Source organism: Nakamurella flavida, assembly GCF_030811475.1.
Lineage (GTDB): Bacteria > Actinomycetota > Actinomycetes > Mycobacteriales > Nakamurellaceae > Nakamurella > Nakamurella flavida.
The window spans coordinates 1,387,501-1,404,403 of the sequence record NZ_JAUSQV010000001.1; the positions used below are offsets into that span (position 1 = coordinate 1,387,501).

The window sequence follows — 16,903 nt, forward strand, 5'->3', positions numbered from 1 at the left end:
CCCTGCAGGATCTGGTAGCTGAACTCGGTGAACGACAGACCCTCGTCGCTGTTCAGCCGGGCCGACACGGTCTCCTTGCCCAGCATCCGACCCATCCGGAAGTGCTTGCCCACGTCCCGGAGGAACTCGATCGCGCTCATCGGACCCGTCCAGTCCAGGTTGTTCACCACCCGCGCCGCGAACTCACCCTCGAAGTCGAGGAAGCGCTCGACCTGGGCGCGGATGCCGGCGGACCACTGCGCGACCACCTCGGGCGAGTTCAGCACCCGCTCGCCGGACATCCGCGGGTCGCCGATCATCCCCGTCGCCCCGCCCACCAGGCCCAACGGTCGATGTCCCGCTTCCTGGATGCGTCGCATCGTCAGGAGTTGGACCAGGTTGCCGATGTGCAGGCTCGGTGCGGTCGGGTCGAATCCGCAGTAGTAGGTGACCGGGCCGGCCTCGAACGCGGCGGCCAACGCCGCGGCTCCCGTCGTCTGGGCCACGAGTCCCCGGCGCTCCAGATCCCCGAGCAGTCCACCGTGCTCGGATGCGGCGGGCGTTGCGGACCGGGGCGGGGATTCACTCGGGATCGACACCCGTCGAGTGTCCCACCGGTGCCACCCGGTTCCGTGCTCCACCCGCCCTGCGGGGCCATCACCGTCGTCCGGTCGATTCTCACGGCGAGGCTGCAGGACCGTCATGCGTCGGCCGGCTCGGCAGGAGTGCGTATTCACCCGGCCGGGGATCGTCACGGTGACGGCGAGCGTCCCGTTCGGGACGGGGCCTCGTCCGACACGCCGGGCGCGGTGGGTGGCCGGGGTGTGCGTCGCCCTCCGGATCGGAATGCGGACACCGACGGCGCGCCATCGTCCACGAAACGCCAGGGGGTCTCGGCGGCTCGGGTCACCCCCACCCGTGGTCCGGCGATCACCGGTCCGCGTGCGGCACCGGTTCCACCGGTGACCTCCCACCGGGAGTCCGGCGCGCACAGGTCGTACCCGTTCTCCAGCGCCGTCCATCCCAGGACGGTGGCCAGGCCCGCGGGCCCACGGGCCAGGTGCTCGTCACGACGGCAGCGCGGGCGGCGGGCCCGCGCCTCGTCGACACCGCCGATCACGTCGCCGGCCCGCAGCAGGACGGCGGACGCCTCGCCGTCCGGGCCGGTCACGATGTTGGCGCACCAGTGCATCCCGTAGACCAGGTACAGGTACAGGTGACCGGGCGGCCCGAACATCACCCGGGTGCGCGGGGTCAGCCCCCTGAAGGCGTGCGACGCACCGTCGGACTCCCCCGCGTAGGCCTCCACCTCGGTCAACCGGACGGCCACCGCCACGTCGCCCCGGGTTCCATCCGGTCGGTCCGGACCCCGGTGGGACACCGTGCACCCCAGCAGCTCCCGAGCGACCCGCGCGACATCCCGCTCGAAGAACGAGCGACCCAAACGTATCCCGGGTCCGACAGCACCGGGATCAATCGACTGCCGGTGCGCCGCAGCATGATCCGGCATACCCGGACCGAGCGGCCGCGGGCTCGCCGGACCCTCCTCAGGCACCGATCCATGCGCGGTCGGCGGCGACGGTGGCGCGGAGCGCGGCCAGTTGCTCGGCCACCCGCACCGGGGCGGTGCCACCGACGGCGTCCCGGGATGCCAGCGACCCGTCCACCGTGAGCACCTCGCGCACCCGCGGTGTCAGGGCCGGGGAGATCGCGGCGAGCTCGGCGTCGGTGAGCTCGTCCAGGGTGCGCCCGCTCTCCTCGGCGGCTCGCACGCACTCCCCCGCCGCCTCGTGGGCCACCCGGAACGGCACACCCTCGCGCACCAGCCATTCGGCGATGTCGGTGGCCAGGGAGAACCCGGCCGGTGCCATCTCGGCCATCCGGGCCGTGTCGAAGGTCAGCGTCGCGGTCATCCCGACCACGGCCGGGAGGAGCAGCTCCAGCTGGGACAGCGAGTCGATGAGCGGCTCCTTGTCCTCCTGCAGATCGCGGTTGTAGGCCAGCGGCAGGGCCTTGAGGGTGGCCAGCAACCCGGTCAGGTTGCCGATCAGTCGCCCAGCCTTCCCGCGCGCCAGCTCGGCGATGTCCGGGTTCTTCTTCTGCGGCATGATCGACGAGCCGGTGGCGAACGCGTCGTGCAGGCGCGCGTAGCCGAACTCCGCCGTGGTGAAGATGATGACCTCCTCGGCCCACCGCGACACGTCGACCGCCAGCATGGCCAGCACGAAGGCCAGTTCGGCGACGAAATCGCGGGAACTGGTGCCGTCGATGGAGTTCTCGCTGACCCGGTCCAACCCGAGCTGATCGGCCACCGCCCGTGGGTCGAGGCCGAGCGAGGACCCGGCGAGCGCGCCGGACCCGTACGGGGACACCGATGTGCGCCTGTCCCAGTCGCGCAGCCGGTCCACGTCGCGGACGAGCGCCTGGGCGTGTGCGGCGAGGTGGTGGGCCAGCAGCACCGGCTGGGCGTGCTGGAAGTGCGTGCGCCCCGGCATCGCCGCCCCCGGATGCGCCTCCGCCTGGTCGATCAGGACCGACTGCAGATCGGTGACGAGCACCGCCACCCGCCGGGCGGCATCCCGCAGGTACAGCCGGTACAGGGTGGCCACCTGGTCGTTGCGGGAACGCCCGGCACGCAGCTTGCCGCCGATGTCCTTGCCGGCCCGATCGATCAGGCCACGTTCCAGCGCGGAGTGCACGTCCTCGTCAGCCGGGTCGGGGGTGAAGGCCCCGGACGCCACGTCGTCGGCCAGTGCGGTCAGCGCGGCGAGCATCCCGGCCAGCTCGTCGTCGGAGAGCAGACCGGCGGCGTGCAGCACACCGGCATGGGCCCGGGACGCGGCCAGGTCGTACGGGGCGAGCACCCAGTCGAAGTGCGTGCTCACGCTGAGCGCGGCCATCTCCGGCGACGGGCCCGAGGCGAAGCGCCCGCCCCAGAGTGCCTGTGATGCGGTCATTCTCGTCCTCTGTTCGGCAGGAGTGCGGGCGGATCAGTCGGTGCCGCTGTCCATCGCGGCGCTGTTCGCGGCGGCGTCCATGGCCCCGATGGCATCCGGTCCGTCGGTGTCCGGGGTGGCCGTCTCGGCGATCGGCTCGGCGCCGCCGGCGTCGAGCACGCCGACCAGGGTGGCCTGGGCGTCGAGCTGGCCCATCGCGGAGTAGAGCTCCAGCTTGGCGCGGGTGTCGGCGATGTCCAGGTTGCGCATCGTCAGCTGGCCGATGCGGTCGGCCGGGCCGAACGCGGCGTCCTCGACCCGTTCCATGGACAACTTCTCCGGGTGGTAGCTCAGCGCCGGACCCGACGTGACCAGGATGGTGAAGTCGTTGCCACGGCGCAGCCGCAGCGTCACCTCACCCGTGATCGCCGAACCGACCCAGCGCTGCAGGGACTCCCGCACCATCAACGACTGCGGGTCCAGCCAGCGGCCCTCGTACAGCAGTCGGCCGAGCCGGCGGCCCTCGTTGTGGTAGGTCGCCACGGTGTCCTCGTTGTGGATGGCGTTGACCAGCCGCTCGTAGGCGATGAAGAGCAGGGCCATGCCGGGGGCCTCGTAGATGCCGCGGGATTTCGCCTCGATGATCCGGTTCTCGATCTGGTCGGACATGCCCAGGCCGTGCCGGCCGCCGATCGCGTTGGCCTCCATCACCAGGGCCACCGCGTCGTCGAACGACTGCCCGTTCAGCGACACCGGGCGACCCCGCTCGAAGCCGACGGTCACGTCCTCGGTGGTGATCTCGACGGCCGGATCCCAGTACGCGACACCCATGATGGGTTCGACGATCTCCAGCGAGACGTCCAGCAGCTCCAGGGTCTTCGCCTCGTGGGTGGCCCCCCAGATGTTGGCGTCGGTGGAGTAGGCCTTCTCGGCCGAAGCGCGGTACGGCAGGTCCCGGGCCAGCAGCCACTGGCTCATCTCGGTCCGGCCACCCAGCTCGGTCACGAAGGTCTCGTCCAGCCAGGGCTTGTAGATGCGCAGCCGCGGGTTGGCCAGCAGGCCGTACCGGTAGAACCGCTCGATGTCGTTGCCCTTGTAGGTCGACCCGTCGCCCCAGACGTCGACCCCGTCCTCGCGCATGGCGCGGACCAGCAGCGTCCCGGTGACCGCGCGACCCAACGGGGTGGTGTTGAAGTACGGGACACCACCGCTGCGGATGTGGAAGGCGCCGCACGCGAGGGCGGCCAGACCCTCCTCGACCAGTGCGGCCCGGCAGTCCACCACCCGGGCGATGTCGGCCCCGTACTCGCGGGCGCGGCCCGGGACGGCCGGCAGGTCCGGCTCGTCGTACTGACCGAGATCGGCGGTGTACGCGCAGGGGACGGCCCCGTGCTCGCGCATCCAGGCCACCGCGACGGACGTGTCGAGCCCGCCGGAGAACGCGATGCCGACCTTCTCGCCGACCGGGAGGGACTTCAGGACCTTGGACACTCGACGGTGGCCTCTCTGTGCGGGGTGGCCGCCCGGGGTGTCGTGCGGCGGCCGGTCAGGGACGGAAGGAGGGTGCTCCGGGGTGTCCCGGAACCGTACGGCCGACGTCGCCCGGACGTGGTGCCCGGGGTGCCGTCCGGCGTGGTCAGTCGGCCGGGGCGGCCAGCCCCGCCAGGCGCCGGGCCAGATCGGCCCCGGTCAGCCCGTCCCGGGCGACGACGAGCAGGGTGTCGTCACCGGCGATGGTGCCGACCACATCGCTCAGACCGGCGCGGTCCAGGGCCGAGGCCAGGAACGACGCGGCCCCGGGTGGGGTCCGCAGCACGGCCAGGTTGCCGGAGGCGTCGTGGGAGACCAGCAACTCGGCCAGCAGCCGGGCCAGCCGGGTGGTGCCGCCCTCCGCCGGGCGCGGGGCGCCGTCCTCCGGGATGACGTAGTGCGGTTGCCCGCCGTCGACCCCGCGCACCTTGATGGCGCCGAGCTCGTCGAGATCGCGCGACAACGTGGCCTGGGTGACCTCGATACCCGCCGCGGCCAGCCGGTTGGAGAGCTCCGTCTGCGAGTGCACCGCACCCGCCCGGATCGCCTCGGTGATCCGGGCGAGCCGGGCCGCCTTCGTCGCCGGAGCGGTGGGGTGCCCCCCCGACGACGCCGGCGACGGGGCCACACTCACCCTCGCTCCAGCAGGAAGGCCAGCAGGGCCTTCTGCGCGTGCAGCCGGTTCTCGGCCTCGTCCCACACCGCGGAGGCGGGGCCGTCCAGCACCTCGTCGGTGATCTCCCAGCCGCGGTGCGCGGGCAGGCAGTGCAGCACGATCGCCCCGGGGGCGGCGGCGGCCAGCAGCGCGGCGTTGACCTGGTACGGCCGGAACGGGCCGACGCGGTCGAGTCCGTCGTTCTCCTGACCCATCGACGTCCAGGTGTCGGTGACCAGCACGTCGGACCCGGTGACCGCGGCGACCGGGTCGGTGATCAGCTCGACCGATCCGCCCGTCTCGGCCGCGCGGGCCCGGGTGTCGGCCAGGATCTCGGGGAGCGGGTCGAACCCGGCGGGCGAGCTGATCCGGACGTGCAGCCCGGCGTTGACCCCGCCGAGCATCAGCGAGTGGGCCATGTTGTTGGCGCCGTCGCCCAGGTAGGTCAGCGTGACCCCGGCCAGGCGACCGAGCCGCTGCCGGACGGTCTGCAGGTCGGCCAGCACCTGGCAGGGGTGGAACTCGTCGGTCAGCGCGTTGATCACCGGCACCGACGACGCGCTGGCCAGGGCGTCGATGCGCCGCTGGGCGAAGGTCCGGATGGCCACCGCGTCGACGTACCGGGACAGCACCCGGGCGGTGTCCTCGATGGTCTCCTCGCGACCGAGCTGGGAGGTGCGCGAGTCGACGATCACCGGCTGGGCGCCGAGCTGGCGGATGCCGACCTCGAACGACAACCGGGTCCGGGTGGAGTTCTTCTCGAAGATCACGGCGACGGCGCGGCCGGCCAGCGGGGTGTGCCCGGTGCGGTCGGCCCGGTACCGCTCGGCCCGGTCGAGTACGGCGACGAGCTCGGCCGGGCTCAGGTCGTCGTCGCGCAGGAAGTGCCGGACGGCCCCCGGGGTGCTGGGAGCGGTGGCGTCAGCGAGGTCAGCGGTGCTCATGAGGTCTCCCCGGCCGTGGCCGTGTCGAGGATGGACGGCAGGGCGGCGACGAAGGTGTCGGCCTGCTCGGTGGTCAGGATCAGGGGCGGGGCCAGTCGGATCACGTCCGGTCCCGGCGCGTTGACCAGGAACCCGGCCTGCCGGGCGGCCAGCGCGGCGCCGGGCGCGACCGGAGCGGTGAGCACGATGCCCAGCAGCAGACCCGCCCCGCGCACGTGGTCGACGGCGGGATGACCCAGCCTCTCGATCGCGGCGGCCAGGTGCTTGCCCAGGGCCGCGGCGTGGTCGAGCAGGTGTTCGTCGGTGATGGTGCGCAGCACGGCCAGCGCGGCGGCGGCGGACACCGGGTTGCCGGCGAAGGTGGATCCGTGCTGGCCGGGCTTGAGCAGATCGGCGGCCGGACCGATGGCGATGGCCGCCCCGATGGGCAGGCCGCCGCCGAGACCCTTGGCCAGGGTGATGATGTCGGGCTGGATGCCGGCCCGGGTGTGGGCGAACCACTCGCCGGTGCGGCCGATCCCGGTCTGCACCTCGTCCAGGACGAGGAGCGCGCCGTGCTCGGTGGTCAGGGCGCGGGCGGCAGCCAGATAGCCCTCCGGGGCGGGCAGCACGCCACCCTCGCCCTGCACCGGCTCGAGGAAGACGGCGGCCACGTCCGGCCCCATCGCGGCGGTGAGCGCCTCGACGTCGCCGTAGGGCACGAACTCGACCCCGCCGGGCATGGGTTCGAACGGCGCCCGCTTGCTCGGCTGACCGGTGAGGGCCAGTGCCCCCATGGTCCGGCCGTGGAAACCGTTCTCGGTGGCGATGATCCGCGGCCGACCGGTCAGCCGGGCCATCTTGAACGCGGCCTCGTTGGCCTCGGCGCCGGAGTTGCCGAAGATCACCCGGCCGTTCCCGGTCGCCCCGGCCAGGGCGAGCAGCTGCTCGGCCAGGGCGAGCACGGTGGGGTGGGAGAAGAAGTTCGAGACGTGGCCCAGGGTGGCGACCTGCTGAGAGACCGCGGCGACGATGGCGGGGTGGGCGTGCCCGAGGCTGTTGACGGCGATGCCGGCCAGCAGATCCAGGTAGACCTTCCCCTCGGCGTCGGTCACCGTGGCGCCGGTGCCGCGGACCAGCTCGACCGCCGGGGTGCCGTAGTTGTTCATCAACGAGGCGTTCCAGCGCGCCGCCGCGGCGGCGTTGTCGTGGGTGCCTCCGGACGGGAGTGCCGTGCTGATCATGGTTCTGCCTTCTCGTGGGGCCATGCGGGTGGGTGGTGCGGGATGAGCGGTGACGGGTCAGAGGTGCGGGACGACCATGGTGCCGATGCCGGCACTGGTGACGATCTCCAGCAGCACCGAGTGCGGGATGCGGCCGTCGATGACGTGGGCGGCGGGCACCCCGCCGCGGACGGCGCGCAGGCAGCCCTCCATCTTCGGCACCATGCCGGACTCCAGCGTCGGCAGCATCGCCTCGAGGGCGTCGGCGCTGATCCGGGAGAGCAACGAACCGCGATCGGGCCAGTTCGCGTACAACCCCTCGACATCGGTGAGCATGACGAGCTTGACGGCGCCGAGGGCGACAGCCAGTGCCGCGGCCGCGGTGTCGGCGTTCACGTTGTGCACCACGCCGTCGACGTCCGGTGCCACGGTGGAGATGACCGGGATGCGGCCGGCGTCCAGCAGGTCCAGCACAGCCGTCGGATCGACCCCGACGACATCGCCGACCAGACCGATGTCGGTGCTGACCCCGTCGACCATCACCTCGCGACGCTGCGCGGTGAACAGGCCGCCGTCCTCGCCGGACATCCCGACGGCCAGCGGCCCGTGCTGGTTGATCAGTCCGACCAGCTCGCGGCCGACCTGACCGACGAGCACCATCCGGACGACGTCCATGGTTTCCGGGGTGGTGACGCGGAATCCGCCGCGGAACTCCCCCGGGACACCGAGCCGGGCGAGCATGGCGGAGATCTGCGGCCCACCGCCGTGCACGACGACCGGCCGCAGTCCGACCGCCCGCAGGAAGACCATGTCGGCGGCGAAGGTGCGCTTGAGCGCGTCGTCGGTCATCGCGTTGCCGCCGTACTTGACCACCACGAGTGACCCGGCGAACGCCTGCAGCCAGGGCAGGGCGTCGGCCAGCACCGCGGCCCGGGCCGCGGCATCGGTCAGGTCGTGGGCATCCCGGGACTCGAGAGCGCCGGTGCGACCGCCGTTCTCGGCGGGTGCGGCGCTCATGTGGAGTACGCCGAGTTCTCGTGGACGTACGCGTGGGACAGGTCGTTGGTGCTGACGGTGGCCGTCTCGGTGCCGGCGTGCAGATCGACGGTGACCCGCACGGCCCGGCCGGACAGGTCGACCAGCGACCGGTCCTCACCGGCGGCGCCGGCCCGGCAGATCCAGACGCCGTTGATGGCCACGTCGAGCAGATCGGCGTCGAACGGCGCGACGGACTCGGGGACGGTGCCGACCGCGGCCAGGATGCGACCCCAGTTCGGGTCCTGCCCGAAGAACGCCGTCTTGACCAGGTTGTTGCGGGCGATCGCGCGCCCGACGGCGACGGCGGCGTCCTCGCTGGAGGCGTGCACCACCTCGACGGCGATCTCCTTCGTCGCCCCCTCCGCGTCGGCCAGCAGCTGAGCGGCGAGATCCGTGCACGCCCGGGTGATCAGCGCCTGCAGCTGCGCCGGCTCAGGTCGGACGCCGGAGGCACCCGAGGCCAGGACGAGCACGGTGTCGTTGGTGGACATGGCACCGTCGGAATCGAGCCGGTCGAACGAGACCCGGGTCGCCACGCGGAGCGCGGCGGCCAGATCCGCGCCGCCGGCCTGGGCGTCGGTGGTCAGCACCACCAACATGGTGGCCAGCCCGGGGGCGAGCATGCCGGCGCCCTTGGCCATCCCGGCCACGGTGACCCCACCCGCGCTGACCACGGTGGTCTTGCGGACCGAGTCGGTGGTCATGATCGCCGTGGCGGCATCGGCGCCGCCGTCGGCGGAGGCCGCGGCGACGGCCGCGGTCACCCCGGGCAGCAGCAGGTCCATCGGCAGCCGCTCGCCGATCAGCCCGGTCGAGCAGACCGCGATCCGGTCGGCGTCCACCCCCAGCTCGGCAGCGAGATGCTCGGCTGTGGAGACGGTGTCGGCGAAGCCGTCCGGACCGGTGCAGGCGTTGGCCCCGCCGGAGTTCAGCACGACCGCGGCCAGCTCGCCGCCCTGCGGGCTGCCCACCAGGTCCTGGCACCAGCGCACCGGCGCGGCCCGGACCCGGTTGCCGGTGAACACGCCGGCGGCAGCGGACGACGGACCGTCGTTGATCACCACGGCCACGTCCGGCGTGCCGGAGGCCTTGAGCCCGGCGGTGACTCCGGCGGCCCGGAAGCCCGGGGCCAGGGGGCCTGCCGCGTTCTCGGCCTGCGATGGATCGGTCACGGTGCCACTCCCACGGTCGGCAGGCCGAGGGTCTCCGGGAGCCCCAGGGCGAGGTTGAGCGATTGCACGGCGCCACCGGCCGTGCCCTTGGTCAGGTTGTCCAGCGCGGCCACCACGACGACCCGGCGGGCCGCTTCGTCCAGGGCGACCTGCAGCAGCACGGTGTTCGCGCCGAGCACCGACGCCGTCGTCGGCCACTGCCCCTCGGGCAGCAGATGGACGAAAGGCTCGTCGCCGTAGGCCTTCTCGTAGGCGACCCGGACGTCGCCGACGGTGACGCCCGGCGCGGCCGGGGCGCTGCAGGTGGCCAGGATGCCGCGGGACATGGGGACGAGCACGGGGGTGAACGAGACGGTGACGTCGGCGTCGGTGACCGCGCGGAAGTTCTGCACCATCTCCGGGGTGTGCCGGTGGACACCGCCGACGCCGTAGGCGGAAGCGGCCCCCATCACCTCGGAACCGAGCAGCGACACCTTGGGCGACTTCCCGGCGCCGGAGGTCCCGGACGCGGCGACGACCACGACGTCCGGGCCCACCAGCCCGGCGGCCAGCGCCGGCACCATGGCCAGGGATGCGGTGGTCGGGTAGCAGCCGGGGACGGCGATCCGGGTGGCGCCGGTCAGCGCGGCGCGGGCGCCGGGCAACTCGGGCAGACCGTAGGGCCAGGAACCGGGGTGCTCCCCGCCGTAGAACCTCTCCCAGGCGGCCGGATCGGTGAGCCGGTGGTCAGCACCGCAGTCCACCACGACGGTGGCCGGGTCGAGCTGGGCGGCCAGGGCGTGCGAGGCGCCGTGCGGCAGGGCCAGGAACACCACGTCGTGCCCGGCCAGCACCTCCGGCGTGGTCGGCTCGAGCACCCGGTCGGCCAGTGGGACCAGATGCGGTTGGTGGGCGCCGAGCCGCTCTCCGACCGTGCTGTTGGCCGTCAGAGCACCGATGGTGATCTCCGGATGGCCGAGGAGCAGACGCAGCAGCTCGCCTCCGGCGTACCCGCTCGCCCCGGCCACTGCCACCCTGTACGTCACCGACGGTCCCCTCGCTGGATCCAGCTTGCCCACGTGACTATACATGTCAGCGTATAACCATCCATCCATGCGGGGGTCGAGGGTCAGGTGTGGTTCTCGGTGGCCTCGATCTGTTCGGCGAGATCCGCGGGGTGCAGGTCCGCGCCGCGGAACGCCTCGGTGAGCGGGAGGGCCAGGTGCAGATCGGTGGCCAGGCAGACCTCCAGGGTCGCCCGCCGGACCCGGTAGTCCAGGATGTGCCCGCCCCGGCTCCGGCTGTCGTCGATGAAGTGGACGTGGCGGCCCGGGACGCCGATGCCCTGCTCGTACAGCGGGGTGCGGAATCCGCCGAGGGTCCCGGAGATGTCGTCCCAGGCGTGCACCGGTTCCCCGTCGGTCGCCTCGCGCAGCGGCGGGTACGGCTTGCTCTGCCGCCCGGCGGTGCGCGTCCGGACCCAGTGGAAGTCGCCGGTGATCCGCATGGCGGCCAGGTAGTTGTCCGACCCGACCAGGTCGGCCACCGCGGCTCCGACATCCGCGCGCTCGATGTCGCGCGGCAGCTCGACGGTCATCCGGGGGACGAAGTGGGTCACCACCGCGAACGGCGTCATCAGAGCCGGGTCCGCCGGTTCGGCCCGCCCGTCGCGGAGCTGGTGGGCCTGCCCGTCCAGGATCAGCAGCTCGCCGTCCAGCGCGTTGAACGTGCCCAGCCCGAAGTCGCCGTGTTCCAGCAGCTCGCCGATGGTCATCTCGCCGTCGTAGACCCCGTCCAGCAGGGCGCTCATGATCGAGGTCTGGAACACGGTGTGACGACCGGGGGCAGGCACGTGGTGATCGGGCATGGGGTGATCCTGCCCCGGGCGGTGATCGACGGGCGTGTGCCCGATCCCCGGCCCACCCCGTCACGGGAAGTCAGGCACCGGTGTCGGCCAGGGCGTCGAACACCGCCGTCACCGATCGGTGCACCTCGCGCAGGGTGTCCGCCGGCGGCCGGGAGCGGTGCGCCTCGGAGATGATCTCCACCCCCCACGGCCCGGGGTAACCCATCCGCTGCAGCGTCCCGACGAACCCGCGCACGTCGAACGTTCCCGCCCCGGGCAGGACCCGGCGGTGGATGGTCTCGTGGAACAGGTCGGTCGACGCGAGGGCCGGAGCGTCGTCGATCTCGACGGCGAAGACCGTCCCCACCGGGATCGCGGCCAGGTCTCCGAGGTCGGACGGGCCGTGCTCCAGGTGCCAGATGTCCACCACGAGACCGGCGGCCGGATGGTCGGCGGCGGCGACGAGGTCGGCGGCGACCCGGAAATCGGCGATGTCGGAGAAGGGCAGCGGCTCCAGCGCCACCCGGGTCCCGACCCCGGCGGCCTGCCCGGCGAGCTCGTGCAGCGCCGCGGCCCGTCGCGCCGGGTCGACCGGGCCCGGCGGCACCCCGTCCGGTCCGGCGGTGCCGGGGCCGATCTTCATCTGCCGGGCGCCGAGGGCACCGGCCGCCTCGAGCAGACCGACCCGGGTCCGGTCGGAGGCACGGCGCGGCTCCCCGGTGGTCCACCAGTCCTGCAACAGCTCGACCTCGAGATGTCGCAGACCGAGGTCGGCACAGATGGCCCCGACGTCCCGGAGCGGGTACCGGGCGCCGGCGGCCTGCAGATCCTCGAGGGTGAACCCGATCCCGACGAAGCCCGCCGCGGCCACCGCCTCCGCCCGGGCCCGCAGGTCCAGCGGGCTCAGGTGGCGACCGGGGACCGGCAGGGCGTCGCCGGCGTGGGTCCAGCAGGTGGCCAACAGCTCGGCGGGCATCCGGGTCTCTCCTGCGGTCGGGCGGGACGGACGGGGGACGGGCGGGGACGGGTCCGACGTCAGAGCCGTACCTCCTCGATGGACACCGGGCGGTGTTCGTGCAACGAGCGGGTCGCCGCCTCGGCCATCCAGGTCACGGCCAGGGCGTCGTCCACGGTGCACGGGGACGCGAGCCGACCCGCCACCACCTCGGTGAACGCGGTGAGCTCGGCGACGAAGGCGCCGGCCAGCCGATCCATGAAGAACGTCCACGGGTCCCCGGTGGGCCAGGTGCTGCCGGGCTCGAGATTGCGCAGCGGGGTCTGGTCCGACCAGCCTGCGGCGACGCTGTCCCGGGTGCCGTGCAGCTCGAGCCGGACGTCGTGGCCGCGGGGGTTGTAACGGGTGTTCGACACCACCCCGGTGGCGCCGTCGTCGAAGGTGATCAGGGTCTGGGCGGTGGCGACATCACCGAGTTCGGCGAAGAAGTCGTCGACGCCCGGGCCACGCGCGGTCCCGGTGGCGTAGACCTCGACGGGCTCGCGACCGGTGATCCACCGGACGGTGTCGAAGTCGTGGACCGAACAGTCGCGGAAGATGCCCCCGGAGACGGCGATGTAGCCGCGCGGCGGGGGCGCCGGGTCCAACGTGGTCGAGCGGACGGTGTGCACCCACCCGAGCTCCCCGGCCGCCGCGGCCTGCCGGGCGGCCGCGTAACCGGCGTCGAACCGGCGGGGGTAGCCGATCTGCACGGCCACGCCGCTGGCGTTGACGTGGTCGGCGACGGCCCGCGCCTCGCCGGGCACCCCGGACAGCGGCTTCTCGCAGAAGACCGGGATGCCGGCGTCGACCCCGGCCCGGATCAACGCGGTGTGGGCGTCGGTGGCCGCGGCGATGACGATGCCGTCGACGCCACTGCGGATCAGCGCCTCGGGCGAGTCGGCGGCCTCCGCGCCGAACCGCTGCGCGACCGCGGCGGTGACGGCCGGGACGGCATCGGTCACCACCAGGGAGTCGACCTGCTCGAGGTGGGTGAGGGTGTCGGCGTGGAACGCGCCGATGCGGCCGAGGCCGATCAGTCCGAGACGCATGGTGCTCCTTCGGTGCGGATGTGCGGCGGTCGGGTCAGGGGTGTGGGGTCGGGTGTGGGGGTCGGGGTGGCACACGGTCTCGCAGCGGGACGGAGCCGGGCCGGGGCCGGGACGGGCGGAGCCGGGCGGTCAGGGGCCCAGGCCGCCGATGACGGTCTGATCCCAGTCGATGACCGAGCCGGTGACGACTCCACTGCGGTCGGACAGCAGGAACACCACGGCGTCGGCGATCTCGTCGACCTGACCGAGCCGGCCCATCGGCAGGGTGGCGGCGGCCCGGCGTTCCCAGTCGTCGTCCGCGCCGTGGGCCAGACGCTGGGTGACGTCCTCCCCGTCGGTGGCCGTCCAGCCGATGTTCAGGCCGTTCACCCGGATCCGGTCCCAGCGGTGGGCATGGGCCACGTTCCGGGTGAGGCCGGCCAGACCCGCCTTGGCCGCGACGTAGGGCGCGAGGAAGGCCTGCCCGCCGTGGGAGTCGATGGACAGGATGTTGACCACGGAGCCGGGGGCCGCCCGCCGTCGCATGTCGGCGACGGCCGCCTGCATGAGGAAGAACGGCGCCCGCAGGTTGACGGCGAGGTGCTCGTCGAACAGCTCCGGGGTGGTGTCGAGGAGGGAACCCCGCGCGGTGAGCCCGGCCGCGTTGACCAGGGCGTCGATCCGGCCGTGACGCTCGACGGTGGCGGACACCGCTGCGCGGGCCTGGTCGACATCGGTCAGGTCGGCCCGGACGAAGCTCGCGCGGGCCCCGGCCGCCGTCACCCCGGCCACCACCTCTTCGCCCCGGGCGACATCCCGGCCGGTCAGGACGACGGTCGCCCCCTCGCGGACGGCGGCGCGGGCGACACCGGCACCCAGCCCCTGCGTACCCCCGGTGATCAGCACGATCCTGTCGCGGAGCAGATCCTGCACGGGGTCCCTCCGGTCGCTGTGCTCGGCGGCCGGGCGGGACACGGTCACGGGCGGCCCCGGCGCCGACCCCGCGTACCGCTCAGCCTTCGGGGTGCGGCGGGCGACGTCAACCGCGCGGAGCCCTCAAGAACCCCTCAGCGGGACGCACACGGCCGCCCGTGTGGTGGGGCGGCCACCCCTCCGGCGGACCGTCAGACGCCCGCGTGGGGCAGGGATCCGACCGGTCGCTGCTGATCCTGCCGGCCGTCAGCGGCGGCGGGGTGCACCGGGACGATCTCCCCGGTGACCGGGTCCAGGCGCAGCGCGGTGAGGCGCTGGGTGAGCATCGCCGTCGGCTCCGGCCGGGCCGGGGCCGCGGCGAGGGACTGCGGCCCGACCGACGGCCACCGCCGGGCCCGGGCCGGGACCGCGAACCGGGGCGGCACCAGCGGTAGCGGCACGGCCACCCGCCGACGCGTCATCCGCTCGGTGTCCAGATCCCGGAGGACGCGCTGCACGGTCTGCCGGACGGGCTCGCTGAGCTGCCATCCGGATCCGCTCGGTGCCTCCATCAGCGCGAGGTCGTCGACCCGGTCCCGGGCGTTGCGCAGGGTGACCAGCGCGGTGGCCAGGGTGGCCTCGCGGTCGTCGACACCGGCCGTGCCCTCGGCCCGGGCCAGATCGCCGAACGCCTTGACGGCCAGGCCGATCTCGGCGATGAGCGCCGAGAACACCCGCCGCAGCTCGGCTCCGGCGGCGGGATCGGGATTCGGATCCTCCCGGACCCCGTCGAGGATGGACCGGAACATGCTGCGCACGGCGACGGTGGTGTGCTCCAGGGAATCCAGGTCGGCCCGCAGGTTCCGGCCGGTGTCCGGGACGGCCAACGCCCGCGGATTCAGTCGGCGGCTGTGCTGCATGTCCTGCAGTTCCTGGTCGATGCCGGGCACCTGCCGGGTGAGGTCGCGCGCGGACTGCATCCAGCGCGCGGCCTGCGCCTCGGTGATGGGCTGCCGCAGCTCCTCCGCCGCCACCGACAGCAGCATGCCCAGCTCCCGGGCGTACCGGTGCACCGCGGCCGCCGCCTCCTCGGAGCGGACGGCGGGCGGGAACGCCACGTTGACCAGGACGCCGACGGCCGCACCCACGAGCGTCTCGGCGATCCGGTCGGTCGCCGCGGCCGAAGCACCACCCACGGCCAGGACGAGCATGGCGCTGATCGGGACCTCCAACGCGTGCGAACCCAGCCGCAGCACCTGCCCGAGGGAGATGGCGACGGCGAGCAGGATGCCCAGGCTCCACCACGACAGCCCGACGACCGCGGAGAAACCGACGGCCACCAGCACGCCGGCGGTGACACTGGCGATGCGCTGCAGCCCGCTGGTCACGATGTCCTTGAGGGTCACCTCGACGACGAGCAGGGCGGTGAGCGGGGCAAGGATCGGCAGGTGACCCGGGAAGAGCAGTTGGGCCACCACGAAGGCGGCGACGGCGGCACCGGTCAACCGCAGCGCGCGGGCCAGGTCCCACCGGGCACGCAGCCGCGGGAGCGCCGCCCGGACCGGCCCGTCGGCGCGGGGCTGCGGGTCGGTGGTGCGGTCCGTGGTGGTGCTCACTGCGTCCTCCTGCTCCCGGGCAGGTCTGCATGCCCTCCCCGGAGAAGGACGTGACCGGCCGCCGCGGGTTGAGCCGGACCGGTGTGAGCTGCGCGGCCCCGGGGTCGACCCTCGGGGGTGAGTGCGCTCACCCCGGGGCATACCCACCGGCGGCGGAGCGTCCTACCTGGTGGGAGGACGGTGTTCCTCCCGCGGTGACGGAGACGCTCGTGCGTCGCCGTCGCAGATCGACCGCAGTGCCCGTACGTCCCGCAGCAGTCCACGAAAGGCAGTCCCGTGCAGTCGCGTTCCCCGCAGTCCCTGACCGAGCGGTTCCACAAGGCCCGTTCGCGTCGTGCCATCAACCGGGCCATCGCCCACGCCGGCTCCCGCACCATGCGCGAGGAGCTGTTGATCATCGCCCAGCGTCACGAGCTGGACCAGCACTGATCCCACCCGATCCGCCCCCGGCCCACCGGCCGGGGCGGGTCAGCGGTGGCTGCCCGCCGTCATCGAGGAGAGCGTCCGGGCGAAGGCCACCGCGTCGGAGAGGGCTCGGTCGCCCTCGGCGTCCGCACTGATCCGCAGGGTCAGGTCGTCCCCGGTCAGGGTGCCGGTGAAACCGTGGTCGGCCTCGCACTGCGGGTCGCCGCAACCGGCCGGCTCCAGATCCACCCGGGAAACCGCGCCCCAGCCGATGGTCAGCGTCAGCTCCCGGCCCAGGCTGCCCGGCCGGTACTTCTCCGGCGAGGGCACCACGTGCGTGACCATCACCGTGCGCACCGCGCTGAGGGCGACGGACTCGCTCGTCGCGATGCCCTGGGACTCCCCGCCCCCGCCGTGTTCCTCCTCGTCGGAGTGGTCGTCGGCGTGCACGAAGATCAACCGGCTGGCCGTGAGCACCACCACGGAGAGATGGCGCCGCACGCTGTCCATGTCGAACGTCGTCTCGGCGTGGACCAGGTGGGCGACCACCGGCTCGTCGGCCACGGCCACGTCGAGGACGTCGGTGACGAAGGCCGGGTAGTAGCCGGACTTCTGGATCTTCTTGGCCAGGACGGGGGGCAGGGCGGTAGCCATGCCCTCATCG

Annotated in this window: 17 protein-coding genes (1 of these 17 cut by a window edge); 1 reads left to right on the forward strand and 16 read right to left on the reverse strand. The window is 73.2% G+C overall.

Annotated features, from left to right (window positions below; genetic code table 11):
* From tyrS to J2S58_RS06215, 15 genes are all read right to left on the reverse strand, one after another.
* Window positions 1-572 carry the 5' end (the start) of a tyrosine--tRNA ligase gene (gene tyrS / locus J2S58_RS06145; protein ID WP_306829350.1) on the reverse strand. Its footprint begins 748 nt before the window's first position, so 572 of the gene's 1,320 nt are visible here — the first part of the coding sequence; its start codon is at window positions 570-572; its stop codon lies off the left edge, out of view.
* A gap of 158 nt (window positions 573-730) precedes the next feature.
* Window positions 731-1,489, reverse strand: a complete 759-nt coding sequence (locus J2S58_RS06150) for a DNA-3-methyladenine glycosylase (protein ID WP_306826605.1) — start codon at window positions 1,487-1,489, stop codon at window positions 731-733.
* Window positions 1,490-1,526: 37 nt separating this feature from the next.
* Window positions 1,527-2,936, reverse strand: a complete 1,410-nt coding sequence (gene argH, locus J2S58_RS06155) for an argininosuccinate lyase (protein WP_306826608.1) — start codon at window positions 2,934-2,936, stop codon at window positions 1,527-1,529.
* Between the two features lie 33 nt (window positions 2,937-2,969).
* Complete coding sequence (gene argG, locus J2S58_RS06160) at window positions 2,970-4,406, reverse strand: argininosuccinate synthase (protein ID WP_306826611.1); 1,437 nt, start codon at window positions 4,404-4,406, stop codon at window positions 2,970-2,972.
* A 145-nt stretch (window positions 4,407-4,551) separates the two neighbouring features.
* Window positions 4,552-5,073, reverse strand: coding sequence for an arginine repressor (locus J2S58_RS06165; RefSeq protein ID WP_306829353.1), 522 nt, complete (start codon window positions 5,071-5,073; stop codon window positions 4,552-4,554).
* Between the two features lie 2 nt (window positions 5,074-5,075).
* The gene (argF, locus tag J2S58_RS06170) at window positions 5,076-6,044 is read right to left on the reverse strand and encodes an ornithine carbamoyltransferase (protein WP_306826613.1); all 969 of its coding nucleotides are present in this window, start codon (window positions 6,042-6,044) and stop codon (window positions 5,076-5,078) included.
* Entirely contained in the window at window positions 6,041-7,267 is a 1,227-nt protein-coding gene (locus J2S58_RS06175) for an acetylornithine transaminase (protein WP_306826616.1), read from the reverse strand. Before J2S58_RS06175 ends, argF begins: the two co-directional genes overlap by 4 nt.
* Window positions 7,268-7,324: 57 nt before the next feature.
* Window positions 7,325-8,263, reverse strand: coding sequence for an acetylglutamate kinase (gene argB, locus J2S58_RS06180; protein ID WP_306826618.1), 939 nt, complete (start codon window positions 8,261-8,263; stop codon window positions 7,325-7,327).
* On the reverse strand, window positions 8,260-9,456 hold the full coding sequence (gene argJ, locus J2S58_RS06185) for a bifunctional glutamate N-acetyltransferase/amino-acid acetyltransferase ArgJ (RefSeq protein ID WP_306826620.1): 1,197 nt from the start codon (window positions 9,454-9,456) through the stop codon (window positions 8,260-8,262). Before argJ ends, argB begins: the two co-directional genes overlap by 4 nt.
* A complete protein-coding gene (argC, locus tag J2S58_RS06190; RefSeq protein WP_306826623.1) occupies window positions 9,453-10,481 on the reverse strand; it encodes an N-acetyl-gamma-glutamyl-phosphate reductase in 1,029 nt (342 codons plus the stop codon). Before argC ends, argJ begins: the two co-directional genes overlap by 4 nt.
* A gap of 83 nt (window positions 10,482-10,564) precedes the next feature.
* Window positions 10,565-11,302, reverse strand: coding sequence for an acetolactate decarboxylase (gene budA, locus J2S58_RS06195; RefSeq protein ID WP_306826625.1), 738 nt, complete (start codon window positions 11,300-11,302; stop codon window positions 10,565-10,567).
* A 70-nt stretch (window positions 11,303-11,372) separates the two neighbouring features.
* Window positions 11,373-12,257, reverse strand: a complete 885-nt coding sequence (locus J2S58_RS06200; protein ID WP_306826627.1) for a sugar phosphate isomerase/epimerase family protein — start codon at window positions 12,255-12,257, stop codon at window positions 11,373-11,375.
* A 59-nt stretch (window positions 12,258-12,316) separates the two neighbouring features.
* Window positions 12,317-13,327 (reverse strand): Gfo/Idh/MocA family protein, encoded by a 1,011-nt coding sequence (locus tag J2S58_RS06205; protein WP_306826629.1) that lies wholly within the window; start codon window positions 13,325-13,327, stop codon window positions 12,317-12,319.
* Between the two features lie 129 nt (window positions 13,328-13,456).
* Complete coding sequence (locus J2S58_RS06210; RefSeq protein ID WP_306826630.1) at window positions 13,457-14,239, reverse strand: SDR family oxidoreductase; 783 nt, start codon at window positions 14,237-14,239, stop codon at window positions 13,457-13,459.
* A 191-nt stretch (window positions 14,240-14,430) separates the two neighbouring features.
* Window positions 14,431-15,834: an FUSC family protein gene (locus J2S58_RS06215; RefSeq protein WP_306826632.1), complete on the reverse strand. Its 1,404-nt coding sequence runs from the start codon at window positions 15,832-15,834 to the stop codon at window positions 14,431-14,433.
* A 276-nt stretch (window positions 15,835-16,110) separates the two neighbouring features.
* Here J2S58_RS06215 and J2S58_RS06220 point away from each other — a divergent pair, with 276 nt between their 5' ends.
* A complete protein-coding gene (locus tag J2S58_RS06220; RefSeq protein WP_306826634.1) occupies window positions 16,111-16,263 on the forward strand; it encodes a hypothetical protein in 153 nt (50 codons plus the stop codon).
* A 39-nt stretch (window positions 16,264-16,302) separates the two neighbouring features.
* On the opposite strand, the gene J2S58_RS06225 is transcribed toward J2S58_RS06220, so the two are convergent.
* Window positions 16,303-16,893, reverse strand: coding sequence for a DUF5998 family protein (locus J2S58_RS06225; RefSeq protein WP_306826637.1), 591 nt, complete (start codon window positions 16,891-16,893; stop codon window positions 16,303-16,305).
* Between the last annotated feature and the right edge of the window lie 10 nt (window positions 16,894-16,903).